The 24,222-nt window shown below is 68.0% G+C and carries 22 protein-coding genes and 1 pseudogene; 14 read left to right on the top strand and 9 right to left on the bottom strand.

Features of this window, described 5'->3' with window-relative positions:
- Window positions 1–3: 3 nt before the first annotated feature.
- From ABLE93_RS18060 to ABLE93_RS18050, 3 genes are read right to left on the bottom strand one after another with little or no spacing between them, the layout of a single operon-like run.
- On the bottom strand, window positions 4–1,017 hold the full coding sequence (locus ABLE93_RS18060; protein ID WP_348841249.1) for an alpha-ketoacid dehydrogenase subunit beta: 1,014 nt from the start codon (window positions 1,015–1,017) through the stop codon (window positions 4–6).
- Between the two features lies 1 nt (window position 1,018).
- Entirely contained in the window at window positions 1,019–2,263 is a 1,245-nt protein-coding gene (locus ABLE93_RS18055; RefSeq protein WP_348841248.1) for a thiamine pyrophosphate-dependent enzyme, read from the bottom strand.
- Between the two features lie 52 nt (window positions 2,264–2,315).
- On the bottom strand, window positions 2,316–2,594 hold the full coding sequence (locus tag ABLE93_RS18050) for a hypothetical protein (protein ID WP_348841247.1): 279 nt from the start codon (window positions 2,592–2,594) through the stop codon (window positions 2,316–2,318).
- A gap of 171 nt (window positions 2,595–2,765) precedes the next feature.
- On the opposite strand from ABLE93_RS18050, the gene ABLE93_RS18045 reads away from it, so the two are divergent.
- On the top strand, window positions 2,766–3,236 hold the full coding sequence (locus ABLE93_RS18045; RefSeq protein ID WP_348841246.1) for an Lrp/AsnC family transcriptional regulator: 471 nt from the start codon (window positions 2,766–2,768) through the stop codon (window positions 3,234–3,236).
- A 30-nt stretch (window positions 3,237–3,266) separates the two neighbouring features.
- Here ABLE93_RS18045 and ABLE93_RS18040 read toward each other — a convergent pair whose 3' ends face one another.
- Complete coding sequence (locus tag ABLE93_RS18040; protein WP_348841245.1) at window positions 3,267–3,953, bottom strand: helix-turn-helix domain-containing protein; 687 nt, start codon at window positions 3,951–3,953, stop codon at window positions 3,267–3,269.
- A gap of 215 nt (window positions 3,954–4,168) precedes the next feature.
- On the opposite strand from ABLE93_RS18040, the pseudogene ABLE93_RS18035 reads away from it, so the two are divergent.
- The 7 genes and pseudogenes from ABLE93_RS18035 (at window position 4,169) to ABLE93_RS18005 (ending at window position 13,572) form a co-directional block, all read left to right on the top strand.
- Window positions 4,169–5,320 (top strand): annotated as a pseudogene (locus ABLE93_RS18035) (mandelate racemase/muconate lactonizing enzyme family protein).
- Between the two features lie 34 nt (window positions 5,321–5,354).
- A complete protein-coding gene (locus tag ABLE93_RS18030; protein WP_348841244.1) occupies window positions 5,355–6,374 on the top strand; it encodes a TRAP transporter substrate-binding protein in 1,020 nt (339 codons plus the stop codon).
- Window positions 6,371–6,901 (top strand): TRAP transporter small permease subunit, encoded by a 531-nt coding sequence (locus tag ABLE93_RS18025; RefSeq protein ID WP_348841243.1) that lies wholly within the window; start codon window positions 6,371–6,373, stop codon window positions 6,899–6,901. Before ABLE93_RS18030 ends, ABLE93_RS18025 begins: the two co-directional genes overlap by 4 nt.
- Window positions 6,902–6,931: 30 nt before the next feature.
- Window positions 6,932–8,242 carry a TRAP transporter large permease gene (locus ABLE93_RS18020; RefSeq protein ID WP_348841242.1) on the top strand — a complete coding sequence of 437 codons (1,311 nt, stop codon included), beginning with the start codon at window positions 6,932–6,934 and terminating at the stop codon, window positions 8,240–8,242.
- Between the two features lie 31 nt (window positions 8,243–8,273).
- Complete coding sequence (locus ABLE93_RS18015) at window positions 8,274–10,343, top strand: hydantoinase/oxoprolinase family protein (RefSeq protein WP_348841241.1); 2,070 nt, start codon at window positions 8,274–8,276, stop codon at window positions 10,341–10,343.
- An 8-nt stretch (window positions 10,344–10,351) separates the two neighbouring features.
- The gene (locus ABLE93_RS18010; protein WP_348841240.1) at window positions 10,352–12,079 is read left to right on the top strand and encodes a hydantoinase B/oxoprolinase family protein; all 1,728 of its coding nucleotides are present in this window, start codon (window positions 10,352–10,354) and stop codon (window positions 12,077–12,079) included.
- Window positions 12,080–12,093: 14 nt separating this feature from the next.
- Entirely contained in the window at window positions 12,094–13,572 is a 1,479-nt protein-coding gene (locus ABLE93_RS18005; protein WP_348841239.1) for a gamma-glutamyltransferase, read from the top strand.
- Here the strand turns inward: ABLE93_RS18005 and ABLE93_RS18000 are convergent.
- A complete protein-coding gene (locus ABLE93_RS18000; RefSeq protein WP_348841238.1) occupies window positions 13,569–14,351 on the bottom strand; it encodes a TetR/AcrR family transcriptional regulator in 783 nt (260 codons plus the stop codon). The genes ABLE93_RS18005 and ABLE93_RS18000 overlap by 4 nt on opposite strands.
- Window positions 14,352–14,428: 77 nt before the next feature.
- Between ABLE93_RS18000 and ABLE93_RS17995 the strand changes: the two genes are divergently transcribed.
- The 6 genes from ABLE93_RS17995 to ABLE93_RS17970 all read left to right on the top strand — a co-directional run bounded on the left by ABLE93_RS17995 (window position 14,429) and on the right by ABLE93_RS17970 (window position 19,745).
- Window positions 14,429–14,791 (top strand): darcynin family protein, encoded by a 363-nt coding sequence (locus ABLE93_RS17995; protein WP_348841236.1) that lies wholly within the window; start codon window positions 14,429–14,431, stop codon window positions 14,789–14,791.
- Window positions 14,792–15,016: 225 nt separating this feature from the next.
- Window positions 15,017–15,838: an ABC transporter ATP-binding protein gene (locus tag ABLE93_RS17990; RefSeq protein WP_348841235.1), complete on the top strand. Its 822-nt coding sequence runs from the start codon at window positions 15,017–15,019 to the stop codon at window positions 15,836–15,838.
- Window positions 15,831–16,730 (top strand): ABC transporter permease, encoded by a 900-nt coding sequence (locus tag ABLE93_RS17985; RefSeq protein ID WP_510183052.1) that lies wholly within the window; start codon window positions 15,831–15,833, stop codon window positions 16,728–16,730. The genes ABLE93_RS17990 and ABLE93_RS17985 overlap by 8 nt, the downstream gene beginning before the upstream one ends.
- A gap of 40 nt (window positions 16,731–16,770) precedes the next feature.
- Entirely contained in the window at window positions 16,771–17,655 is an 885-nt protein-coding gene (locus ABLE93_RS17980) for an MBL fold metallo-hydrolase (protein ID WP_348841234.1), read from the top strand.
- A gap of 138 nt (window positions 17,656–17,793) precedes the next feature.
- Window positions 17,794–18,810 (top strand): ABC transporter substrate-binding protein, encoded by a 1,017-nt coding sequence (locus tag ABLE93_RS17975; protein ID WP_348841233.1) that lies wholly within the window; start codon window positions 17,794–17,796, stop codon window positions 18,808–18,810.
- Window positions 18,811–19,049: 239 nt separating this feature from the next.
- On the top strand, window positions 19,050–19,745 hold the full coding sequence (locus ABLE93_RS17970) for a GntR family transcriptional regulator (RefSeq protein ID WP_348841232.1): 696 nt from the start codon (window positions 19,050–19,052) through the stop codon (window positions 19,743–19,745).
- 57 nt (window positions 19,746–19,802) lie between these two features.
- Here ABLE93_RS17970 and bhcC read toward each other — a convergent pair whose 3' ends face one another.
- The 4 genes from bhcC to ABLE93_RS17950 form a co-directional block, all read right to left on the bottom strand.
- Window positions 19,803–20,966, bottom strand: coding sequence for a 3-hydroxy-D-aspartate aldolase BhcC (gene bhcC, locus ABLE93_RS17965; protein ID WP_348841231.1), 1,164 nt, complete (start codon window positions 20,964–20,966; stop codon window positions 19,803–19,805).
- A gap of 217 nt (window positions 20,967–21,183) precedes the next feature.
- On the bottom strand, window positions 21,184–22,182 hold the full coding sequence (locus ABLE93_RS17960; RefSeq protein WP_348841230.1) for a DctP family TRAP transporter solute-binding subunit: 999 nt from the start codon (window positions 22,180–22,182) through the stop codon (window positions 21,184–21,186).
- 100 nt (window positions 22,183–22,282) lie between these two features.
- On the bottom strand, window positions 22,283–23,563 hold the full coding sequence (locus tag ABLE93_RS17955) for a TRAP transporter large permease (RefSeq protein ID WP_348841229.1): 1,281 nt from the start codon (window positions 23,561–23,563) through the stop codon (window positions 22,283–22,285).
- On the bottom strand, window positions 23,560–24,159 hold the full coding sequence (locus ABLE93_RS17950; RefSeq protein WP_348841228.1) for a TRAP transporter small permease: 600 nt from the start codon (window positions 24,157–24,159) through the stop codon (window positions 23,560–23,562). The genes ABLE93_RS17955 and ABLE93_RS17950 overlap by 4 nt, the downstream gene beginning before the upstream one ends.
- Window positions 24,160–24,222: the final 63 nt, after the last annotated feature.

Here is a 24,222-nt window from a genome sequence, read left to right as displayed (position 1 = left end):
CCCTCAGTCCTCCATCACGCGGGTGAGCGCCTCGGCGACGCGGCTCGGGCCGGGGAAATAATGCCATTCCAGCGCATGGGGATAGGGCGTGTCCCAGCCGGTGACGCGGGCGACCGGCGCCTCCAGATGATGGAAGCAGTTCTCCTGCACCAGCGCCGACAGTTCGCTGCCGAAGCCGCAGGTGCGCGTCGCCTCGTGGACGATGACGCAGCGCCCGGTCTTTCTCACCGAGGCGACGATGGTGTCGATGTCCACGGGCATGATGGTGCGCAGGTCGATGACCTCGCCATCCACCCCGCTCGCCTCCACCGCGGTCAGGGCCACGTGCACCATGGTGCCGTAGGCGAGCACGGTGACGTCCGCCCCCGGCCGCACCACGGCCGCCTGGCCCAGCGGCACGCGGTAATGACCCTCCGGCACGTCGGCGCGCGGATCGTCGGCCCACGGCTTCACCGGCTGGTCGTGGCGGCCGTCGAACGGGCCGTGATAGAGCCGCTTGGGCTCCAGGAAGATGACCGGGTCGTCGTCCTCGATGGCGCTGATGAGCAGGCCCTTGGCGTCGTAGGGATTGGAGGGGATCACGGTCTTCAGCCCGCAGACATGGGCGAAGATGGCCTCCGGGCTCTGGCTGTGGGTCTGCCCGCCGAAAATGCCGCCGCCATAGGGCGTGCGCACGGTGAGCGGCGACGTGAACTCGCCGCCGGAGCGGTAGCGCAGCCGCGCTGCCTCGGAAATCAGCTGGTCGGTGGCCGGATAGATGTAGTCCGCGAACTGGATCTCCACGACGGGCCGCAGGCCATAGGCGCCCATGCCCACGGCGGTGGCGACGATGCCGCCCTCGGCAATGGGCGTATCGAACACGCGCCGCTTGCCATACTTGCCCTGGAGCCCCTGGGTGCAGCGGAAGACGCCGCCGAAGAAGCCCACGTCCTCGCCGAACACCAGCACGTCCGGGTCTTCGCCCAGCATCACGTCGAGGGCCGAATTGATGGCCTGAACCATGGTCATCGCGCTCATGTCACACCCCGAGCTCCTGACGCTGGCGCCGCAGGTGCCAGGGCATTTCCTTGAAGACGTCGTCGAACATGCTGGCCGGGCTGTGGGCGGGGCCGGTGCCCAGCGTGCCCAGCGCCTCCGCCTCCCGCCCGGCGCGGCGCACCTCCTCCCGCGCCTCCTCGACGAGGGCGGCATGGCGTTCATCCGACCATTCCCCGAGCAGGATGAGGTGCGTGCGCAGCCGGTCGATGGGATCGCCCAGCGGCCACGCGCTTTCCTCGCCCACGGGCCGGTACTTGCTGGGATCGTCGCTCGTGGAATGGGCGGACGCGCGGTAGGTGAACAGCTCAATGAGGGTGGCGCCACGATTGGTGCGCGCCCGGTCGGCGGCCCAGCGGGTCGTGGCGTAGACGGCGAGGAAGTCGTTGCCGTCCACCCTCAGCGCCGGCAAGCCATAGCCGTGGCCACGCGCGGCGAAGGTGGTCGCCTCACCCCCGGCAAGGCCCTGGAAGCTGGAGATGGCCCACTGATTGTTGACGATGTTCAGCACCACGGGGGCCCGGTAGACCGAGGCGAAGGTGAGGGCGTGGTGGAAGTCGGCTTCCGCCGTCGCCCCGTCCCCCACCCAGGCGGCGGCGATGCGGTCGTCGCCCTTGTAGGCGGAGGCCATGGCCCAGCCCACCGCCTGGCTGTATTGCGTCCCGAGGTTGCCGGAGATGGAGAAGAAGCCGGCCTCCTTGCTGGAGTAGAACACCGGCATCTGGCGGCCCTTCAGCCGGTCGCCGGCGTTGGAATAGACTTGGCACATCATGTCCGCCAGGGGCCAGTCGCGCGCCACCAGAAGGCCCTGCTGGCGATAGGCGGGAAAGCACATGTCGCCGCGGGCGAGGGCGAAGGCCTGCGCCACCGCCACCGCCTCCTCGCCGGTGCATTTCATGTAGAACGACGTCTTGCCCTGGCGCTGGGCGCGGACCATCCGCTCGTCATAGGCGCGGGTGAGCACCATGGCGCGAAGGCCCCGCCGCAGAGTCTCGGCATCCAGCTGCGGGTCCCACGCGCCCACCGCTTTGCCGTCGTCGTCGAGCACGCGGATGAGGCCGAAGGCGAGGTCGTGGGTCGCCTCGGCCGACACGGAAATGTCCGGGCGCGGCAGCACTCCCGCCTCGGGGATGACGAGCCCGCTGAAGTCGGGGGCATCGCCGGGCCGGCGGGCCGGCTCGGGAATGTGAAGGTCGAGCCGGGGCAGGTTGCGCGGGTGTTCGGTCATGGCCGTCCTTCGGGGCAAGGCCGGGCCGCGCGGCGGCGGCCGGCGGCGACTGTCAGCAGAAGATGGGAAGGGGGTGGAGGGCGGCGGACGACTCAGCGTCCGCGTCGGGCAGCAGCTCCGCCGTCGCCACGCCGACGATCTGGCCGATGCGCACGGCGATGTGCCGGGCCGCATCCTCAGCCGCCGCCTCGTAGCTCACATGCACGAGGAAGCCGTCTTGGGTCCTCGCCGTCTCCATCCCCAGCATGGGGACCTCGAGGCGACGGAGCAGATCGAGGGCGCGAATGGCGGCCTCCACGCCATGGACCTCCAGACGCAGCCGATATGCCATGGCCGGACCCTCCCCGCTCGCACTCTGAGACGGGAGAGATTACCGGCGGCGCCCCATAATTTCTTGCCGTTCTTTGGCTCTAAAAGTAGTTATACGGAAGCTTCTCCTTTCCAATCCGCATGAGACGGATACTTCTCCCGCCACCATCACCCCGCCCCGAAAGGCCTCCCGATGCAGAAGGACAAGCCCCTCGACGACATCGACCGGCGCATCCTGCGGGCGCTGCGCAAGCAGGCGCGCCTCACCAACAACGAGCTGGCGGAGATGGTCGGCCTCTCGCCGAGCCCATGTTGGACAAGGGTGCGGCGGCTGGAAGAGGCAGGCTACATCGAGAATTACGTGGCGGTGCTGAACCAGACCCAGCTGGGGCTGGGCGACACGGTCATCATCGAGGTGACGCTGGACCGCCACGACGAGGACCAGATCCAGAAGTTCGGCCAGGCGCTCACCGACCTGCCCGAGGTGCTGGAGGCCTACCTCACCACGGGCGAGTATGATTATTTCATCAAGGTCGCGGTGGATGGCACCGCCGGCTACGAGCGCTTCCTCAGGGAGCGGCTGTACAAGGTGCCGGGCATCCGCCACAGCCGCTCGTCCTTCGCCCTGAAATGCCTGAAGCGGGAATTCTCGCCCACGCCCTGACGCATGAAGCCGCCGCCCGGCGCGGCCCCGTCACGCCGCGCCGGTCTTGCGCCGTGCGGGTGCGCGCTCCTTGGCGGCGATGGGACGGGCGGAGGCGTTCATGAAGGCGGAGAGCTGGCGCTTGCCCTGCTCCGGGTCATAGGACACCGACAGAACCCGCGCGTCCTCGGGCGAGACCGAGATATAGAGGTGGGCCATGGAGCTATCGAAATAGCCGCTCTCGCCCGCCTCGAGGCGGAAGGGCGCATAGAATTCGGTGTGCACCTCGATGGCGCCGGAGAGGACGTAGACGAACTCTTCGCCATTGTGCCGGCTCCAATGGTCGAATTCCTCGACCGAGCGGGCGCGCACCAGCATTTCGAGTGGCACCATGCCCTTGCGCGACAGCTCGGTGGCGTGCGCGCGGTAATCGTACTGGCCGCTGGTGAAGCGGGCGCCGTCGCCCCCGCGCGTCGTGGTCTTGCGGCCGAGAACCTGCGGCTGCTCCTGCGGCACGCCCGGCGCCACCAGGTCCTCGATCGGCAGATCGAGCCCGTCGCAGATCCGCTTGATGATGTCGAAGGACGGCGAGACGAGGCCGTTCTCGATCTTGGACAGGGCCGAGGGCGACACGCCCGTCATCTGCCCCACCGCCGTGAGGGTGAGTCTGCGCTCCTTGCGGGTGCGCCGAAGATGCTGCCCGATCTGCTCGCCGGCGTCCCCGAATGCCTGCGCCACCATGCCTCTCCCGGCCTCTCGCCCGGCTTCCTGGCGCCAAGAGGATCGGCGCAGCCGCTCCCGAAGCAGCCGGAAGCGGGAGGAAGCCCGCCCATATTTTCCGCCGTTTGCTTAAAAGGCAAGCGACCCCGCCATAATCCAAATATTTTCCTTGCAGGAAATTATTTCCTGATTTTTCCTATGGGCCAAGACAGAGCGAGCACGAAGCAGCAGGCATGCAGATCACCGGCATCGAGGCGATCCCCTTTTCCCTTCCCGTCCGGCGGGAGTTCCGCTGGAACGGCCTGCTGCAGGGACTGGGGCATTTCGTGCTGGTGCGCGTCATCACGGATGCGGGCGTGACGGGCCATGGCGAGGCGGTGCCGCTGCCGGACTGGGGCGGCGACTTCGGGCGCCGGGCCGGCGAGACCCGCGAGACGGTGCGCAGCATCGTCGAGAACCAGCTGGCGCCCGCCCTCATGGGCCGGGACCCCTGCAACATCGCCGAGGCGGCGTCCGCCATGGAGCGCGTGGTCGTCGGCCATACCTATGCCAAATGCGCGGTCGAGATGGCGCTGCACGACATCTGGGGCAAGGTCCTCGGACAGCCGGTCTATCGCCTGCTCGGCGGTGCGGTGCGCGAGCGTGTCCAGGTCGCCCACATGGTGGGGCTGATGCCCCACGACGATGCGGTCGCGGAGGCGGAGGCGGCGGTCGCCGACGGCATCCGCGCACTTCAGATCAAGGGCGGCGAGAGCGCCGAGCGCGACGTCGCCCTCGTGCGCGCTTTGCGCGAGCGCCTGGGGCCGGACGTGCTGCTGCGGCTCGACGCGAACCAGGGCTACGCCAATTCCAAGACGGCGCTTGCCGTCCTCGCCCGCTTCGCGACCGACGAACTCTCCTACATCGAGTAGCCGGTCTGCGGCCTCACCCACATGGCGGCGGTGACGCGGGAAACGCCCATCCCCGTGGTGGCCGACGAGAGCTGCTGGACGCCGCGCGACGCCCTGGACCTCGTGCAGGCGGGCGCGGCCGATTGCATCTCCATCTATCTGGCCAAGGCCGGAGGCCTGCGTGCGGCCGGCGCGGTCGCCGCCATCGCGGAGGCCGCGGGCCTCGCCTGCGACGTCAACGGCTCCATCGAGTCCGGTGTGGGCAATGCCGCCAACGTGCATTTCGCCCTGTCGCGCCCGGCCGTCACGCTGCCGGCGGTGATCCCCGTTTCCGCCCCGAAGGGCAAGCATCCCTGCCGGGTGGGCGGGGCCTATTTCGAGGACGACATCATCGTCGAGACTTTTCCGTACAAGTCGGGCGGCATCCGTCCGCCGGACGGACCGGGCCTCGGCATCACCATAGACGAGCACAAGCTCGCGGCCTTCCGCCAATAGCCCGCTGACGGGGCGAACCAGAAAGGGAACTGACATGACGGTCGTGACATCTCGCGGCACCCGCCGTGGCCAAACCCTGGCCGCAGCCCTGTGTGCCCTCGCCCTCGCCTGCGGTCCGGCCGCGGCGCAGGTGAAATGGGACATGTCCATGGAGGACCGCGCCAACTCGCTGCCCGGCGAAGGCGCGACCGCATTCGCCGAGGACGTGGCCAAGTCCACCAAGGGTCAGGTGGTCATCACCGTCCATCATGGCGGCGCCCTGGGCTTCAAGAACAAGGACCATCTCAACGCGGTGCGTGACGGGGTTCTGCCCCTCGCCCAGAGCCTCGCCGGCGCCTTCTCCGGCCAGGAGCCGGTCTTCCTGCTGTCATCCCTGCCCTTCGTCGCGCGCAATCTTGACGAGGCGAAGGTGCTCTACGCGGTGGCCCGCCCGGCCTATGAGGAAGCCCTCGCGCGCAACGGGCAGAAGCTGCTCTATTCCTCGCCCTTCCCGCCCACCGGCATCTGGGCGAAGAAGCCGCTGCGGTCGGTGGACGACCTGAAGGGCCTGAAGATCCGCACCTACGACGTGAACGGCACCATCACCTTCAAGAACCTCGGGGCTGCCCCGCTGCAGGTCAGCTTCAGCGATGTCGTGCCCCAGCTCGGCACTGGCAATCTCGCCGCCGTGCTCACCTCGGCGGACGGCGGGCGTTCGCTGAAGCTGTGGGAGTTCACGCCGGTCTTCAACGATCTCGGCTATGCCTTCCCGCTCAACATCACCGCGGTGAGCACCGATGCCTTCGGCAAGCTCACGCCGGAGCAGCAGAAGGCGGTGATGGACGCCGCCACCGCCGCCGAGGCGCGCGACTGGGCGGCCGTCCGCACCTGGGAAGCCAAGAATTACGACGTGCTGCGCGAGAACAAGACGGAGATCGTCAAGGACGCGCCGCCGGCCTTCCTCGATGCCCTCGCCAAGGCGCGCGAGCCCGCCGTCAAGGACTGGCTCGACAAGACCCGCGCGGGCGGCAAGTCGATCCTCGACGCCTTCGCGCAGAAGGTCGGGCACCAATGAGGCGCGCGGCCCGCGCCCTCGATCACATCGCCGAGGTGCTGGGCACGACGGCGCTCGCCGTCGCCGCCGTGATGCTTGCCATCGCGACCGCCCATATCCTGCTGGAGATCTTCCTGCGCAACGTGCTGGCGACCTCCACCTATGCCGTGGACGAGGTGGTGGGCTATGGCGTCGGCGCCATGACGGTGCTCGCCATGGCCGCCACCCTGCGGCGCGGCGAGATGATCCGCGTCCAGCTGGTGCTGGCGCGCCTGCCCCCTGCGGCGCGGCGCATGGCGGAGATCGGCTGCGCGCTCCTCGCCCTCGTCCCCGTGCTGCTTTTGACGCGGGCCTTCGGCCTATCGACCCTGCGCAGCTTCAGGGAGCACACGGTCAGCACCGGCCTTCTGGAAGTGCCGCTGTGGATTCCCGAGGCGGTCTTTTCCTTCGGCCTCGGCCTTCTGGCCCTGCAGCTCGCAACCTATGCGCTGCGCCTCGCCGTCGATCCCGAGGCGACCATCACGGTCGCCGACGTCACGTCCGAATAATCCGGCCGGCCCTCGCCGGGGAGCATCCTCATGGGCGCGTACAGCCTCAGCTTCGCCGTGTTTCTTCTGGTGCTCGCCTTCCTGGGCGCCGGCGTGTGGATCTTCGCCGGCATCCTGCTGGTCAGCGTCAGCAGCCTCGTCATTCTGCTGGACTTCCCCATCGACCGCATCGCGGCGCTGGCGAAGACCGCGGTGTTCCGCAGCTCCACCGGATGGGAGCTCTCCGCCCTCCCCCTGTTCATCTGGATGGGCGAGATCGTCTTCCGCACCGACGTCGCCGAGCGCCTGTTCCGCGGCCTCTCGCCCCTCGCCAACCGCGTGCCGGGGCGCCTGCTGCACACCAACGTGTCCGGCTGCACCCTGTTCGGCGCGGTGTGCGGATCGAGCGCCGCCACCGCCGCGACGGTGGGCAAGATCACCACCAAGGCGCTCGCCCAGCGCGGCTACGACACGGACCTCACCATCGGCTCGCTCGCCGCCGCGGGCAGCCTCGGACTGCTCATCCCGCCGTCCATCGTGATGATCGTCTACGGCGTCATCGCCGAGGTCTCCATCGCCAAGCTGTTCATCGCCGGCTTCATCCCGGGCTTCTTCATCGCCGGCGTGTTCTCCTCCTTCATCGCCGTGCGCTGCTGGCTCGATCCCTCGCTTTCACCGGTGGACGAGACGCGCCTGAGCCTCGCCGAGGCGGTGCGCGCCGTGCTCGGCCTGTGGCCGGTGCTGCTGCTGATCGTGATCGTGATGGGGTCCATCTACACCGGCATCGCCACGCCCACCGAGGCCGCCGCCGTCGGGGTCGGCGCGACCTTCGCCATCGCGGCGCTCACGCGGCAATTGTCCTTCACGCTGGCGAAGGAATCGGCCCTCGCGGCGGCGCGCAGCTCCTGCATGATCCTGTCCATCATGATCTCGGCCTCGCTGCTGTCCACGACGCTCGCCTACCTGCACGTTCCCACCGACCTCGCCCATGTGGTGCAGCAGAGCGGGCTCGGCCCCTACCAGCTCATCATTGCCATCGGCGTGCTCTATCTGGTGCTCGGATGCTTCCTCGACGGCGTGTCCATCACCGTGATGACCATGCCGGTGGTGCTGCCCCTCGTGACCGCCGCCGGCTTCGATCCGCTGTGGTTCGGCGTGTTCCTCGTCATCATGGTGGAGCTCGGCCAGATCACCCCGCCAGTGGGCTTCAACCTGTTCGTCCTGCAAGGCCTCACCGGCCAGCCGCTGTCGCGTGTGGCGAAGGCGTCGGCGCCGTTCGGCCTGCTCATGCTCGCCTGCCTCACCGTGCTCACCCTCTGGCCCGCCATCGTGCTCTGGCTGCCCAACCTGCTGCAGCCCTGACACAATCGCCTTTCGTCCCGAAGAGTATGTCATGACCGGCTACCGCCTCGCCGCCGACATCGGCGGCACCTTCACCGACGTCGCGCTGCTCTCCGAGACGGGAGCGCTCGCGACCGCGAAGGTGCCGTCGACGCCGCACGACTATGCGATCGGCATCCTCGACGGATGCCGGCAGATCCTCGCGCGGGAAGGCCTCGACGCCGCGGCGATGGCAGAATTTCTCCACGCCTCCACGGTCGCCACCAACGCCATTCTGGAGGGCAAGGGCGCCCGCACGGCGCTGGTGACCACCGAGGGCTTTCGCGACGTGCTGGAGCTGCGGCGCATCCGCGTGCCGCGTCTCTACGAGCCGCTCTACCAGAAGCCCCAGCCGCTGGTGCCGCGGCGCCACCGCTTCGAGGTGCGCGAGCGCATAGCCGCGGACGGCAGCGTCGTCACGCCGCTCGACGAGCGCGCGTTCGAGGCCATCGCGGAGGCCATCGTCGCTGCGGACATCGCGGCGGTGGCCGTGTGCTTCCTGAACTCCTTCACCAACCCGGACCACGAGCGCCGCGCGGGCGAGCTGCTGCGCGCGCTGCTGCCCGGGCGCTTCGTGACCCTGTCGGTGGACGTGCTGCCGGAGGTCCGCGAATATGAGCGCACCAGCACCACGGTCATCAACGCTTATGTGGGGCCGCCGGTGGAGGCCTATCTCAACTCCCTGACGGAGCAGCTCGCCGACGCCGGCATCGCCGCGCCGCTGCGGATGATGCAGTCGAGCGGCGGCCTGCTCGACATCGCCTCGGTGATCGCCAAGCCCGCGCAGGTGGTGGAGAGCGGCCCCGCCGCCGGCGTCATCGGCGCCGCCCGGCTCGGCATGCTGTCGGGCTATGAGGACATCATCACCCTCGACATGGGCGGCACCACCGCCAAGGCGGCGGTGATCGAGAAGGGCCGCCATGTGTCCACCGACGAGTACGAGGTCGGCGGCGGCATCTCCCTCTCCAGCCGGCTGGTGAAGGGCGGCGGCTATGCCCTGCGGCTGCCGGTGATCGACGTGTCCGAAGTGGGCGCCGGCGGCGGTTCGCTGATCTGGCGGGACGGCACCGGCCACCTCAAGGTGGGGCCGCACAGCGCCGGCGCGTGGCCGGGTCCGGCCTGCTACGGCCGCGGCGGCACCGCGCCGACCGTCACCGACGCCAACGTGGTCCTGGGCTATCTCAACCCGACGGCCATCGCCGGCGGCACCGTGCCCATCGACGCGGAGGCGGCGCGCGCGGCCCTGGCCTCCGTGGCCGAGGGCCGCGACCTCGAAGCGCTCGCCTACGGCGTGGTGCAGCTGGCGGCGACGACGATGATGCGGGCGGTCAAGGCGGTCACCACCTATCGCGGCCGCGACCCGCGCGACTTCACCCTGTTCGCCTTCGGCGGCGGGGGCGGGCTCTATGCGGCGGATCTCGCGCGCGCCCTCGGCATCCGCGCCGTGGTCGTCCCGCCCGCCGCCGGCGTGTTCAGCGCCGTGGGGCTGCTGTTCGCGGACCTGGAGCTCGCCCTCTCCCGCGGCTATCTCCGCCGGCTGGCGCGCGCGAGCGATGCCGAGATCGCCGCCATTTTCACCGAGCTGGAAGCCTCGGCCGTCGCCGAGCTCAAGGTCGCACGCGACCTCGTGGTGTTCACGCGCCGCGTGGACGTGCGCTATGCCGGCCAGGCGTTCGAGCTCCCGGTCGAGGTGCCGCAGGCTGATGGCCCGCTCGACTTCGCCGAGATCGGCCGCACCTTCGACGCCGAGCACGAGGCGACCTACGGCCACCGCCTGCCGCCGGCCCATCCCAAGGAGATCGTGGCCCTGCGCGTCACCGCCCGCGTGCCGCCGCGGCGCCCGCCGACCCTCGATGCCGCCCGGCTCCTCGCCGCCACGCCGCGCACGGCGCAAACGCGGCGGTCGGTGTTCTTCGGCGCACTGGGGCGGCACGATACCGCGGTCATCGGCCGGGGCGATCTCTCGGCGGAGTCGCGCGAGGGGCCTCTGGTGATCGAGGAATATGAAGGAACCTCCGTGGTCCCGCCCGATTGCAGCGCCCGTCTCGACGGGCACGGCAACGTGGTCATTGCTGTGGGGTGAGGGCGACAATGGACGACACCATCGATTCCCTGCTGCTCGAGATCATCCGCAACAGCTTCAGCACCGTCGCCGACGAGATGGCCCTCATCCTCATGCGCTCGGCGCATTCCATGATCGTGCGCGATTCCATGGACTATTCGACGGCGATCTGCGACGCCGAAGGGCGCATCGTCGGCCAGGGCCTCACCACGCCCATGCACCTCGGCAGCTTCTATGACGCCATGCGCCACCTGATCGGCCAGTTCGTGGGGCAGATCCGCGAGGGCGACCTTTTTATCGGCAACGATCCCTATCTCGCCTCCGGCCAGCACCTGCCCGACATCTACATCATCGCGCCCATCTTCCACGCGGGCGCGCTGGAAGGCTTCGCCACCACCATCGCCCACCATGCCGACGTGGGCGGCATCGTGGCCGGCAGCAATTCCATCGGCGCCACCGAGATCTTCCAGGAGGGCCTGCGGCTGCCCTTCCTCAAGCTCTGGGACGCCGGGGTGGAGAACGGCGCCATCCTGGACATCGTCCGGGCCAATGTCCGCGTGCCCGAGAAGGTGATCGGCGACCTGCAGGCGCAGATCGCCGCCTGCCGGGCCGGCATCCGCGGCTATGGCGAGCTTTTCGCCCGTTACGGCTCCCCCACCATGCGGCGCTATATCGAGGCGCTGCACGATCACGCGGAGGCGCTCGCGCGCCTCCAGATCAGCGCCATGCCGGACGGCGTCTACAGCTTCGAGGACCGCATCGACGGCCTGGGCGAGAACCCCACGCCCATCGCCCTGAAGGTCACGCTCACCATTTCCGGCAGCGACGTGACCACCGACTGGACGGGTACGGCGGAGCAGGTGAAGGGCGGCATCAACGCGCCGCTGTCTTTTCTCAAGTCCAACGTCTACGCCGCCCTGCGCTCGGTGATGAGCGAGGACGTTCCCAACTGCCACGGCTTCACCCGCGCCATCCACGTCGTCGCGCCGGCGGGGACCCTGGTCAACGCCACCCATCCGGCACCCTGCGGTGCCCGGGGCATCACCGGCTATCGCATCGCCGACTGCCTGTTCGGCGCGCTGGCGCAGGCGGTGCCGGACCGCGTGACGGCCGACGGGGCGGGAGGCTCCACCCTGCCCACCATCGCCGGCTGGCGGGGCAGCGAGCCGTTCGTCTTCTCCGAGTGCGTCATGGGCACATGGGGCGCGAGCCAGGATCACGATGGCCAATCCGGCGTGCCGCATATGTGCTCCAACCAGTCCAACGTCCCCATCGAGATGATCGAGGCGGAATATCCCATCCGCATCGAGCGCTATGGCTATGTGGCCGACACCGCCGGCGCCGGGCGGCAGCGCGGCGGCCTCGGCCTCGTGCGGGAATATCGCGCCCTCGCCGGCGACCTCTCCCTGTCCGTCCGCGCCGACAAGCAGGATTTCCCGCCCCACGGCCTCAGCGGCGGCGCGCCGGGCGCGCCGTGCAGCAGCGTGCTCAATCCCGACGGCAACGCCCGTGCCCTGCCCATGCTGTTCACCGCCCCCGTGCCGCTGGATTCGGGCGACCTCTTCCGCCACGTGATGGCGGGCGGCGGCGGCTTCGGACCCGCGCGGGAGCGCGATCCCGAGGCGGTCCTCGCCGATGTGCTCGACGGGCTGGTGACGCCCGAGGGGGCGCGACGGGACTATGGCGTCGTCATCCTCGGCACACCGCCCGCCCTCGACATGCCGGCCACCATCGCCCTGCGCTCCGCCGCGACCTGAGCCGAAAGAGCATCGTGCCCCTTTTTCTCCCCGACCCCTATTCCTCCCACATCCGCCCCGCCCTGCGCGGGGCCCGGGCGGCCGTGTCCGCCGCCCATCCGCTGGCTGCCTCGGCAGCCCTGGAGGTGATGGCGGACGGCGGCAACGCGGCGGACGCCGCCATTGCGGCGCAGGCCGTCATCGCCGTGCTCCTGCCGGAAGCGGCGGGCCTCGGCGGCGACGGCTTCTTCCTCGTGCGCGCGCCGAACGGCGCCGTGACGGCGGTGAACGCCGCGGGAGCCGCGCCGGCGGGCCTCGACGGCCCCATCGGTGACGACGGCAGCAGCGTGACCGTGCCCGGGCTGGTGATGGGCTGGTCCGACGTCTCGCGCCGGTTCGGCGCGGTGTCCCTCGCCCGCGCGCTCGCGCCGGCCCAGCGGCTTGCCGCCTCCGGCGCCAGCGTGCGGGCGGAGACGGTGCGGGCCGTGCACGCCCAGAAGGCGCGGCTGGTCCGGGGCGGGGCCGAAAGCTGGCCGTTCTTCGCCGTGGACGAAGGCACCCGCATCCGTCAGCCGGCGCTGGCCGAGACCCTCGAAGGCATCGGCACCCACGGCGCCCGATGGTTCTATGAGGGCGCCATGGCGCACGCCATCTCGGCCGCCGTGCGCTGCCGCGGCGGCGCCCTTTCGGCGGGCGATCTGGCCGCCCACGACAGCGTGGTGACGGCCCCGCTTTCGCTGGCGTGGCAGGGCGGCCGCATCCATGTGCAGCCCCCCGTGTCCCAAGGCGTCCTGCTGCTCATGGCGCTCAATGCCTATGCCCGCCTCGCGCCGCCCGCCGCCATCCGTCAGCACGCCCTCATCGAGCTCACCCAGGCCGCCTTCGCCTTCCGCGACCGGGCCGGCGAAGGCGCCGCCCTGCTGGCCGAACCGCTGCCCGTCGATCTCGCGCGGGCGAGCCTGCGGGGCGGCCCGCGGAGCTACCTGCACACGGCGGGCGTCGCCACGGCCGACGTGCAGGGCATGGTCGTCTCCTCCCTCGTCTCGGTGTTCGACGACTTCGGCTCGGCGATCTACGTACCGGAGGGCGGCTTCGTGCTGAACAACCGGGCCGCGGGCTTCACCGGAGCGCCAAACCACGCGCGGCCCGGCGCGCTGCCGGTACATACGCTCGCGCCGATCCTCGTGGATCGTCCGGAGGGCTGCCTCGCGCTCGCCACCCCCGGCGCCGACGGGCAGGTGCAGACGCTCCTGCAGATCCTGATCCGCGTCTTCGAGGAAGGCTGCGACCTGCCCAGCGCCATCGACGGACCACGCTGGCGCAGCGAGGACGGGCGGCTGCTGCTGGAGGGCGCCCACGCCGGGCTGGCGGACTTGCAGGCGCTCGGCCACCGGGTGGTGCCGACCCCCGCGGGCGATACGCGGTTCGGCGCGGTGGTCTGTGCCGGACTTGCTGACGGCATGCCGTTCGCCGTCTCCGACTGGCGCCGGGAGACCTGGTCAGCGGCCTGCTAGGGTCGGCGCCCGGCGGGTGCGGCTTCCATCTCTGGTCGCGACGCTCCGGTGCTCGCGTGCCGACGCCGACCACGTCGCGCTCCAGGCGCCGGTCCGGGGGTCTGGATATCGTCGGGACGTGGGACCGAGGAGGGCGCGCTTGGCTCGTGCAGCGCCGTCGTTTCTTCGCTGGTCATCGAGAGATACCCCAGCACGGCGCGACGAACCCGGGACCGGAGCGCATCATGCTCCGTCTCACCCCGCTCGCCCGCGGCGTCGAGCATCCCGCGGATGATCGCCAGGACGTCCGCCGTTGTGGTGGCGATGTCCGTTTGGCGAGGAAGGTCCGGACGCGCGAGCACATCCGCGACAAGCATCCCCATCCGCGCCCTCACCAGCTGGGTCTGCGGATCGAACGGCAGGCGGGCCTCCTCGAAATCGAGCAGGCGGGCCAGACGGGGGCGCCGAACCTGATGACGCACGGCGGCTGCGATCACGCCCTCAAGCGCATCGCGTCCCGCTGACGCGGCCGCTGCGGCTTCGACCTCCTCGACGAGGCTTGCCGTTTCACGCGCGATCAGAGCGCCGATCAGCGCATCCTTGTCCGGAAAGTATTGGTAGAGCGTGCCGATGCTGACCCCGGCACGGTCTGCCACCGCGTTGGTGGTGAAACCGCCGAAGCCCTGCGCTTCCAGAATGCGAGCAGACGCCTCGACAATCGCGCCGACGGTGGCATGGGCGCGCGCCTGACGTGGCTGTTTTCGCGGGCAAGTCCGCTGTGTGTTGGCCGGGACGGTCATGGCGCCGAATGCGAGTGGAAAAGCTGAGCGTATGCTCGCATTCTTTTGGCGTCAATCACCGATGCCAAGGATGCATGATGGATACGCAGTCAAACCAATTCGCAATCGCGCTCACCACTTTCTTCATGGTCAAGACCTCCCCGGAGTGGCTGGGCTTTCCGTTCGAGACGCGGCTGGCCCACGCCCGCGAAACCCTCCAGCCCATCTTCGACGAGTTCAAGGGCCGCGTCCGCCTCAAATGGTACGACGTCGAATTCTACACCGCGAAGATCAGCGACATCTGGATGATCGAAGCCAGGGATCACCACAGCTACCAGCTGTTCTGCGAGAAGCTGCGGGAAACGCCGTTCTGGGACCGCTTCTTCTTCGTCCAGGACATCTTTCCCGGCGAACTGAACGCCTGGGCCAAGAATTACGACGTCGAGGCGTTGCAGTCCTAGCAGGGCGCCGCCGCGGACGGCGGCGCCCCTCATCCTCGATATCTCGCCCCTTTGCCCACGCGCGACGGCGCCCGGCGACATCCCGTCCCGATCAAGGTTCTGTTGACATTAAGCTATGTAGCGTTTAATTTTCGCTACAGCTTAAAAATCATCCAACTCGTCACCGGCGGCCCTCTCGCGGCCGTCGTGGAAGGCGGGGCCAGAGCCGGAACAATGAGGGGGACGATGAGCGTTGCTGCCGCGCATCCGCATCACCACCAATCGCAGACGCTTGCCCGGCCAGAGCCATTGCTGGAGGTGTCCGGCGTCACGCTCCAGTACAAGACCCGCGATCTGCTGGTCACGGCCACCCGCGACGTCAGCTTCGACGTCTATCCGGCCGACCGCTTCGTCCTGCTCGGACCGTCCGGCTGCGGCAAATCCAGCCTGCTGAAGGGCGTGGCCGGATTCCTCACGCCGGTGGCGGGCTTCATGCGGCTGAACGGCCAGGTGATCACCGGCGCCGGACCGGACCGCATGATGGTGTTCCAGGATTTCGACCAGCTGATGCCCTGGAAGACGGTGCTGGAGAACGTGATGTTCCCCATCCTGGTGAGCCGTCGCTTTCCCCGCGCCGAAGCCCGCGCGCGGGCCATGGCCAGCATTTCGAAGGTCAAGCTCGGCAAGTTCGCGGATGCCTATCCGCACATGCTCTCCGGCGGCATGAAGCAGCGCGTGGCCATCGCCCGCGCCATGGCCATGGAGCCCGCCATCCTGCTGATGGACGAGCCCTTCGCCGCCCTCGATGCCCTGACCCGCCGCCAGATGCAGGACGAGCTGTTGCAGCTGTGGGACGACACCCGCTTCACGGTCCTGTTCGTCACACACTCCATCGAGGAGGCGATCGTGGTCGGATCGCGCATCCTGGTGCTCTCGCCCCACCCCGGCCAGGTGAAGGCGGAATTGAACGCTCACCAGTATGGCCACGGCCATCTGGGCGGGAGCGACTTCATGGCCCTCACCCAGAAGATCAACACCATGCTGTTCGCCGAGGGTCACCATGGCTGAGATGTCCCCTTCGCCTGTCGCCCGGCTTTCTCCCCCGATCCGGCCGGAGTTCGAGAGAGCGACGCCCCCCGTGAGCGATGCGGGCGAAATCGAGCGTCCGCTGTCGCTTTGGGAGCACCTCGCCAACATGGAGGGTGTACGACGCGGGGCCATCGTCGCGGCGCTGATGGTGGCCTGGCAGGTCTATGCCCTGTGGCTATCCAACCCCCTGATGTTCCCGACGCTGACGGACACTTTGCGCGCCCTGTGGGATGGCCTGTTTCACGGCGCCTTGCTCCAGCGCATCGGCGCGACGCTGCAGGTGCTGATGATGGGCTATACCATCGGCATCGCGCTCGCGGCCGTGCTGACCACCTTTGCTGTCTCCTCGCGGCTGGGGGCCGACCTTCTGGCGACCCTGACCGCCATGTTTAATCCGCTGCCCGCCATCGCGCTCCTGCCGCTGGCGCTCCTGTGGTTCGGGCTCGGGGTGCCCAGCCTCGTCTTCGTCATCGTCCATTCGGTGCTGTGGGCCGTGGCCCTCAACACGCTGACGGGCTTTCTGGGCGTCTCCGAAACCCAGAGGCTGGCCGGCCAGAACTACGGCCTGCGCGGCGTGCGCTATGTGGCGCTGATCCTGATCCCGGCGGCCTTCCCGTCCATCCTCTCGGGGCTGAAGATCGGCTGGGCCTTTGCGTGGCGGACGCTGATCGCCGCCGAACTGGTGTTCGGCGTGTCCTCGCGATCGGGCGGGCTCGGCTGGTTCCTCTTCGAGAAGCGCAACCAGCTGGAAACCGACCAGGTCTTCGCGGGACTCACCTGCGTCATCATCATCGGCCTGCTCGTTGAAGGGCTCATCTTCCGGTCCATAGAGGCCCGCACCATCCGCCGCTGGGGCATGAGCCGCGGCTGATACCGCCCTGCACGCACAACCCAAGGAAAAGAGCAGTTCCATGCGTATTCGCCTTCTCGGCACAGGCACGCCCACGCCCTCCCTGCGCCGCATGTCCTCCGGCTATGTGATCGAGACCGGCACCGACGTGATCGTCATGGACCACGGCTTCGGCTCGCATCATCGCCTGTTGGAGCTGGGCATCCCCGCGACCCGGGTGACGCACCTCTTCTTCTCCCACCTGCACTACGACCATTGCGGCGACTATGGCCGCCTGCTGCTGACCCGATGGGACCAGGGCGCCGACCGCATTCCGGAGCTGAAGGTGTTCGGACCCGCCCCCATCGCCGAGATCACCGAGCGCCTGTTCGGCGCCGATGGCGTCTACAACGCGGATCTGGTGGCGCGCACGTCCCACGGCTCGAGCCTCGACCTTTTCAAGGCCCGCGGCGGCACCCTGCCCCGGCCCCGGCCGGCCCCCGAGGTCACGACGCTGGCCCCGGGCGACATCATCCAGGGGGACGGCTGGACGCTGGAAACGACGCAGGTGAACCACTTCCAGCCCTACCTCGTCACCCTCGGGTTCCGCCTGACCACGCCCGAGGGCGTCTTCGTCTACTCCGGCGACAGCGGGCCGGCGGAGAGTATGCACGCGCTGGCCAGAGAGTGCGACGTACTGGTGCACATGTGCCATTACCTCTCGGGCACCAACTACAGCCCCGACTTCTCGCACAGCTGCATGGGGCACATGGAGCTGGCCGAGCTGGCGCGGGACGCCAAGGTGAAAACTCTCGTCCTCACGCATATCACCGAGCAATTCGACAGGCCGGGCCTCAGGGAACGGGTGGTCGCCGACATCTCCCGTGTCTACGGCGGCAACATCTTCTTCGGCGAAGACCTCATGGAGATCCCGCTGAAGGGACCGCAGAGCGACCGCCTGCTCTGACGCGCTCGGGCGGTGGCCCGACCGCACAGATGCCGCGACGAAACGAACGCGACGCCCGGCTGCGGGCGTCGCGCCTTGATCGACCGACACACCAGACGCCGAAGCGGCGCAGAACCTTCCAGACAAACGGGGATGCCGATGAAACACCTGACCCGGCTGGCCGCAATGGCCGTCGCACTGGCCGCCACCCTCGGCCCACTCCTCGTCCGGCATGCGGAAGCGGCGGAGGTGCGGGTCGTGAGCGGCCTCGGCCTGTGCTACCTGCCCATGATCATCGCCGCGGAAAGCAAGCTTATCGAAAAGCATGCGGCGGCCCTCGGCGTGCCGGACGTGAAGGTCAGCTATACGCAATTGACCAGCGGCCCGGCCATCACCGACGCGCTGATCTCCGGCAATGCGGATATCGCCATGGCCGGAACGTCGGTGCTGCTCAATCTGTGGGACAAGACGGTGAAGTTCGCCCCCGTGAAGGGCATGATGGCGATCTGCGATTCGCCCATCTATTTCAACACCATCGACCCGGCGATCACGTCCATCAAGGACTTCAAGCCCACCGATCGGGTCGCCATGGCTTCCGGCAAGGGAACGCAGCACGCGTTGATCCTGGAAATGGCCACCGCCCAGGCCTTCGGCTTCGACCAGCGCAACAAGTTCGACACGCTCGCGATCACGATGTCCCATCCCGACGGGGTCGCGGCGCTGCTGTCGGGCGGGGCCGGCGCCAAGACGCACGTGACCACGGTGCCCTTCATCCAGATGGAGCTCGCCCATCCGAACGTCCGCACCATCCTCAGCTCCTACGATGTCACCGGCGGCCCCAACACGCTGATTACCGCTTATGCCAACGACAAGTGGCGGGCCGACAACCCGAAGCTCTACGCCGCCACCTATGGGGCACTGACCGAGGCGATGGGCCTCATCGCCGCCGACAAGACCGCGGCCGCACAGGCGTTCAAGCGCTTCGACAATTCGAAGCTGTCGGTCGCGGAGATCGTCGCGATCCTGAATGATCCGAACATGATGACCTTCTCGCCGACGCCGCGCAAAGTGATGGTCTTCGCGCAGTACATGCACAAGACCGGCCTGCTGAAGAACTTGCCCGCCTCATGGAAGGACGTCTTCTTCAGCAACGTCCATGATCTGCCCGGTGACTGACCGCACGGGGCTGGCGCCTTACCCACGCGGGTGGGAGTGCCTTGCCTCGATGGGGGAACGTCAGTACCACCGCCCCTCTGACCTGGGTTCGGAATCGCCCCATGACAAAGCCTCGGCTTCCGCCTGCGACGCGCGATGATGCAAATCCGGCCGCGAGGGCTCCTGCGTCCCAGGCCGGATACGACTTCTGGCGCCGGTTTGCGCCGAAGGACCCGGGTCAGTCGCCGAAATACCTTCAGTTGAGGGATGCGGTCCTGGCGGGAATCCGCGAGGGATTCTGGAGCCTTGGCGATCGCCTGCCGCCCGAGAAGGATCTCGCCCTGGCCACCGGCCTCAGCCTCGGCACGGTGCAGAAGGCCTATCGCGAACTGGTGCAGGACGGGGCGGTAGACCGTCGCCAGGGGCGGGCGGGAAGCTTCGTCAATCGCGAGCCGCGCCAGGTCGACACGGTCTGGCATTTCCTGTTCAGCGACGAGCGACGGGAAAACTTCTTCCCGGTCTTTCCTCAGGTCGACCGCATCCATCGGCACAGCAGCCGCGGCTCCTGGAGCATGCACATGCCCTGGGTGGAAAACGAGGTCGTTGAGATCGACCGCATCGTCGACATCGGCCACGAGTTCCTGGTCTACAGCCAGTTCATCATCGATGCGCGCGTCTATGACCAGGCGCGCAAGGACAAGAAGACGGCTCTCGAAGGCGTCAACCTGCGGCGCGAGCTCAACCTCAACGTCCAGCGCATGACCTACGATATTCGCATCGAGCCGCTGCCGCGCGCCATCTGCTCCAAGATCGGAGTGGCGGCCAAGACGATCGGCATGGTGGTGGAGATCTTCAGCTCGGCCAGCCCCGCCAACGGCGGATCGTTCCAGCGGATTTTCGTTCCGCGCACGCAATTCTTCATGCGCATCGATACGCAGGCGCCCCGCTCGTCGTGAACGCGCGCTCCCCGGCGCGCGGAGGATCGCGCATTCACCGGCCGGATTGGCCGAAGATCAGTACGCCTTGCCGCGCGCGGAAACCGGCCACAGGGTTTCCACGACGCCGTTGCGGACGCCGACGTACCAGTCGTGCATGTTGCAGGTGGGGTCGCAGTGGCCCGGGACCAAGCGGATCTTCTCGTTGATCGCGAGCACGCCCTTGGGGTCGTGGATGACGCCGTGCTCGTCCGAGCAACTCACGTAAGACACGTCGTCGCGTCCGTAGATGACGGGCAGGCCGGAATCCACCGACTGCACCTTGAGACCTGCGTCGCAGATCGCCTCGTCTGGCTTCGCGTGACTCATCACCGCCGTCAGAATGAAGAGCGCGTTTTCCCACTCGCCCTCGTCGATCCGGTTCCCGGCGGCGTCGCGGATGCGGCCGTAGTCGGCGTCCATGAAGGCATAGCTGCCGCACTGCAATTCGTTGTACACGCCGGACATGCTCTCGAAATGGTAGCTGCCGGTGCCCCCGCCGCTGATCACGTCCGGCGCGAGACCGTTCTGTTCAAGCATCGCGACCACCTCCCGCACCTGCGCGATGGCCGCATCGAGTTTCGCCTTCCGGTCCTCGAACCTGTCGAGGTGCTGCATGGCGCCCTGGTAGGCCTGGAGACCCGCGAAACGCAGATTGGGAGCGCCGCCGATAGCCTCGGCGATGGCCAATGCCGCATCGAGGGATCGCACGCCGCATCGGCCCGCTCCGCAATCAATCTCGACGAGGCAGTCGAGCGTGGTACCGTGCCTGAGCGCGGCGGCGGACAGGTCCGGGACGTTGTCCAGGTCGTCGACACAGACGGTGACGCCGCCGCCAAAGGCGGGCAGCCGCGCGAGCCTGTCGATCTTGACCGGATCGCGCACCTCGTTGGAGATCAGGATGTCCTTGATGCCGGCGCGGGCGAAGACCTCCGCCTCCGACACCTTCTGGCAGCAGACGCCGACCGCCCCGCCGAGGTCCTGCTGGAGGCGCAGCACATCCACCGACTTGTGCATCTTGCCGTGAGCGCGGTGGCGCATGTTCCGGGCGCGGGCGTACTCCCCCATCTTGCGGATGTTCCGCTCCAGCGCATCGAGATCAAGGATCAGGCAAGGCGTCTGGATCGCGCTCTCCGGCATGCCGGGGATGGCGGGCACGGCGAAGCCGACGTCGTCGAAGTCGAACGCGGTTTCGGAAGCCATCACTTGGGTCCTCTTCCTTTCAATGCCATGTCAAAGTCGCGGCCGGTCCCAACATCGCCTGCCCGGCGCGGCGCCGTCGAGCGCTGCCCCTTTGGCCCCGGGACATCGCCCTCCCGCAACAGCCGTGACGATCCAAGACCGCCACGGCACCATGGGGCACAGACTCTACACCCTCGACATGCGACACCGGACGATCACGGTCGCCCGGCGGCGGCCCTCACTTGGCCGGCGCAGCGCTGCCTTGGCCGAGCTTCGCCAACTCGGTCTGGAGGGTCGCCACGATCTCCGGATCTATACCCTTCATGTGCTTGTCCACGACGGGCTTAAGCTTCTCCTTGATGGCCGCTGTGGTGGCGGCGTCGAGGACGTTGGACTCCAGACCGGCGGCCCGCATCTGCTTCAGCGCCTCGGGCGAAAGCGCGCGGTTCGCCTCCCGCTCGGTGGTGCGCGCCTCGGCGCAGGCGTCGCGCATGATCGCCTGATCCGCCGGCGACAGGCTGTCGAAGAACTTCTTCGACATCAGGACGGCCACAGGCGCATAGAACAGATTGGCCTCCGTGACGTACTTTTGCACCTCGAAGATCTTGTTCGCGAAAATCAACGGATAGGTCCCGGTCTGGCCGTCGATCGCCTTGGTTTCGAGGCCGGTATAGACCTCGGTGTAGGGCATGGGCACCGCATTCGAGCCGAGCGCGTTGACGGCGTCGATCATGACCGGGTTCTGAATCGTCCTGATCTTGAGGCCGCGGAAGTCGTCGAGCCCTTTGACCGCCCGTCGGCTGTTCGTCACCTGATGAAACCCGGCTTCCCAGAAGCAGAGACCGACCAGGCCCTTGCTCTCAAGCCTGCGTAGCATTTCGGTCCCCACGGGCCCGTCGAGAATGGCGTCAGCCTCCCGATCGGAGGCGAAAATATAGGGCAGATCGAAAACACCGAACGCCTTATCCACGCCGGATACCGCCGCGGTGGATGTCACCGCAACTTCCAGAATGCCACCCTGAGCCGCCGAGATGGAAGGGACCTCGGCCCCGATCTGGCCGGACGGAAAGCCCCGCACCCGGATTTTGCCACCCGTCTTGGCCTCGACGATCTCGCCGAACTTCCTCACCCCGATGCCGTAGGGATGGTCGGCCGCGGTGACGTAGCTGACCCGGATCGTCTGCGCGCTCGCGGTGCCCGCGAAGGCCACAGGCACGGTCGTAAGCGCGAGCGCCAAGAGCGACACGCGTAAGCAAGTCGTAGTCATACAACCCTCCTGTCGAGCAAAGAACATGTGCACATTGAATGGGATGTGCGGGCGGCGGCGCTGCTCCGCATCACCCGCCGATCAGTCGCGCCGGCCAGGTGACCAGCTGGGGGAACAGGACCATCAGACCAAGGACCACAAGCTGGGCGATCATGAATGGCCAGACCGCCTTCATCAGATCCTCCATGTCGATGCGCGCGACCCCGGCCACGACGTTCAGCACCGTGCCGACCGGGGGCGTGATGAGGCCGATCGCATTGTTCACGATGAACAGGACGCCGAAGTAGACGGGGTCGATGCCGGCCTGCTTGACCACGGGCATCAGGATGGGCGTCAGGATCAGGATGGTCGGCGTCATATCCATCGCGGTGCCGACGATGACGACCAGGACCATCATGGCCAGCAAAAGCAGCGTCTGGTTGCCCATGAACGGCTGCAGCAGGTCAACGAGCGTGAGAGCGACCTCCGACACCGTGAGAACATAGGCCGACACGATGGCGGCGGCGACAAGGAACATGACGACGGCCGTCGTCTTGGCCGCCGTGACGAATACGACATAAAGCTGCGCGATCTTGAGCTCGCGATAGACGAAGACCGCCACGACCAGCGAATAGACCGCGGCCACCACGCCGGACTCCGTGGGCGTGAAGACGCCGAACTTCAGCCCGAAGATGATGATCACCGGCAGGATGAGGGCCCAGATGCCCTCCCGCAGGGCGTGCAGGAGGTCCCTCGCCGATTGGCGCGGCGGGGTGACGAGGGTTTCCTTCCGCACTTCCCACCACCAGGCGAACGCCAGCCCGAGGCCGATCAACAGGCCCGGCACCAGCCCCGCCAGAAACAGCTTCGTGATGGAGACATTGGCGATGACGCCGAAGATCACGAACCCGATCGAGGGCGGAATGATGGGGCCGATGATGCCCGAGGCCGCGATCAGCCCGCCCGCGCGCGCCTTGTCGTGCCCGGCCTGCACCATCATCGGCACCAGCAGGGCGGAGAGGGCGGCGGCATCCGCAATGGCGGAGCCCGACAGGGCCGAGAGGATGCAGGCGGCCAGAATGGCCACGTAGCCGAGCCCGCCCTTGACGTGCCCCACCGCAGCGAGCGCCACGTTGACGATGCGCTTCGAGAGGCCGCCGGTATTCATGACCTCGCCGGCCAGCATGAAGAACGGCACGGCCATGAGCGGGAAGCTGTCGGCGCCGTTGATCACGTTCTGCGCCACGATCTGGGCGTCGAAGACGTCCACGTAGAGCATCAAGGCGATGCCGGAGATCAGCAGCGCGTAGGCGATGGGCATGCCGATCGCCATCGCGGCGAGCAGCGAGCTGACGAAGATGGCGATCGTCATCGCTCGGCCCTCGGCCGGGAAGACGAGGCTGGCGCCGCTTCCCGCAGGTCGCGTGCCGCGAATTCGCGCTCCAGTTCCTCCAGCAGCTCCTGCTCCTCGGATTCCTTGACGAGGACCAGCTGGTCATCGGAGAGATTGCCGGTGACCGCGCGGCGCAGTTCATCAAGGATGATCAGCCCGGTGGAAATGCTGAAGACGATGCCGACACCGTACAGCCACGCCACCGACGCGCCGGAGGCCGGGGCGGTCACCTGCCAGTTGATGAGGGTCTGCACCCAGGCGCCCTGGAGAAACAGGACGGTGGCGTAGAGCATCAGCAATTGGCTGACGATCAGGCAGGCAAGCTTGCCCCTGCGCGGCAGGCGCTTGACCAGGGTATCGACTCCGAGATGACCGTGCTCGCGCAGGGCGACGATGGCACCGAGGAAGGTCAGCCAGACAAAGAGCCAGCGCGAAAGCTCTTCCGAAACCGTAATTCCGGAATCGAACACGTAGCGCAGGACAACATTGCCGAACACGAGCACGACCATGACCGCCAGGAACAGGGCGATCAGCATCTTGAGCAGACTGAAATAGCCCTCGATCAGCCGCGTCATCACGGAGAGTTCGTGTCTCTCGACCATGGCATCCTTCCCCCTCGCGCGTGGCACTCCCGCCGC

This window comes from Xanthobacter pollutisoli (genome assembly GCF_040044995.1).
Taxonomy (GTDB): domain Bacteria; phylum Pseudomonadota; class Alphaproteobacteria; order Rhizobiales; family Xanthobacteraceae; genus Xanthobacter.
The sequence above is the reverse complement of the archived record's forward strand: the minus strand, read 5'-3'. Positions and strand labels throughout refer to the sequence as shown.

Bases quoted from the DNA above. Each gene is read 5' to 3' on its own strand.
- ABLE93_RS18060 (WP_348841249.1), bottom strand. From the start codon at position 1,017: ATGAGCGCGATGACCATGGTTCAGGCCATCAATTCGGCCCTCGACGTG.
- ABLE93_RS18055 (WP_348841248.1), bottom strand. From the start codon at position 2,263: ATGACCGAACACCCGCGCAACCTGCCCCGGCTCGACCTTCACATTCCC.
- ABLE93_RS18050 (WP_348841247.1), bottom strand. From the start codon at position 2,594: ATGGCATATCGGCTGCGTCTGGAGGTCCATGGCGTGGAGGCCGCCATT.
- ABLE93_RS18045 (WP_348841246.1), top strand. From the start codon at position 2,766: ATGCAGAAGGACAAGCCCCTCGACGACATCGACCGGCGCATCCTGCGG.
- ABLE93_RS18030 (WP_348841244.1), top strand. From the start codon at position 5,355: ATGACGGTCGTGACATCTCGCGGCACCCGCCGTGGCCAAACCCTGGCC.
- ABLE93_RS18025 (WP_348841243.1), top strand. From the start codon at position 6,371: ATGAGGCGCGCGGCCCGCGCCCTCGATCACATCGCCGAGGTGCTGGGC.
- ABLE93_RS18020 (WP_348841242.1), top strand. From the start codon at position 6,932: ATGGGCGCGTACAGCCTCAGCTTCGCCGTGTTTCTTCTGGTGCTCGCC.
- ABLE93_RS18015 (WP_348841241.1), top strand. From the start codon at position 8,274: ATGACCGGCTACCGCCTCGCCGCCGACATCGGCGGCACCTTCACCGAC.
- ABLE93_RS18010 (WP_348841240.1), top strand. From the start codon at position 10,352: ATGGACGACACCATCGATTCCCTGCTGCTCGAGATCATCCGCAACAGC.
- ABLE93_RS18000 (WP_348841238.1), bottom strand. From the start codon at position 14,351: ATGACCGTCCCGGCCAACACACAGCGGACTTGCCCGCGAAAACAGCCA.
- ABLE93_RS17995 (WP_348841236.1), top strand. From the start codon at position 14,429: ATGGATACGCAGTCAAACCAATTCGCAATCGCGCTCACCACTTTCTTC.
- ABLE93_RS17990 (WP_348841235.1), top strand. From the start codon at position 15,017: ATGAGCGTTGCTGCCGCGCATCCGCATCACCACCAATCGCAGACGCTT.
- ABLE93_RS17985 (WP_510183052.1), top strand. From the start codon at position 15,831: ATGGCTGAGATGTCCCCTTCGCCTGTCGCCCGGCTTTCTCCCCCGATC.
- ABLE93_RS17980 (WP_348841234.1), top strand. From the start codon at position 16,771: ATGCGTATTCGCCTTCTCGGCACAGGCACGCCCACGCCCTCCCTGCGC.
- ABLE93_RS17975 (WP_348841233.1), top strand. From the start codon at position 17,794: ATGAAACACCTGACCCGGCTGGCCGCAATGGCCGTCGCACTGGCCGCC.
- bhcC (WP_348841231.1), bottom strand. From the start codon at position 20,966: ATGGCTTCCGAAACCGCGTTCGACTTCGACGACGTCGGCTTCGCCGTG.
- ABLE93_RS17955 (WP_348841229.1), bottom strand. From the start codon at position 23,563: ATGACGATCGCCATCTTCGTCAGCTCGCTGCTCGCCGCGATGGCGATC.
- ABLE93_RS17950 (WP_348841228.1), bottom strand. From the start codon at position 24,159: ATGACGCGGCTGATCGAGGGCTATTTCAGTCTGCTCAAGATGCTGATC.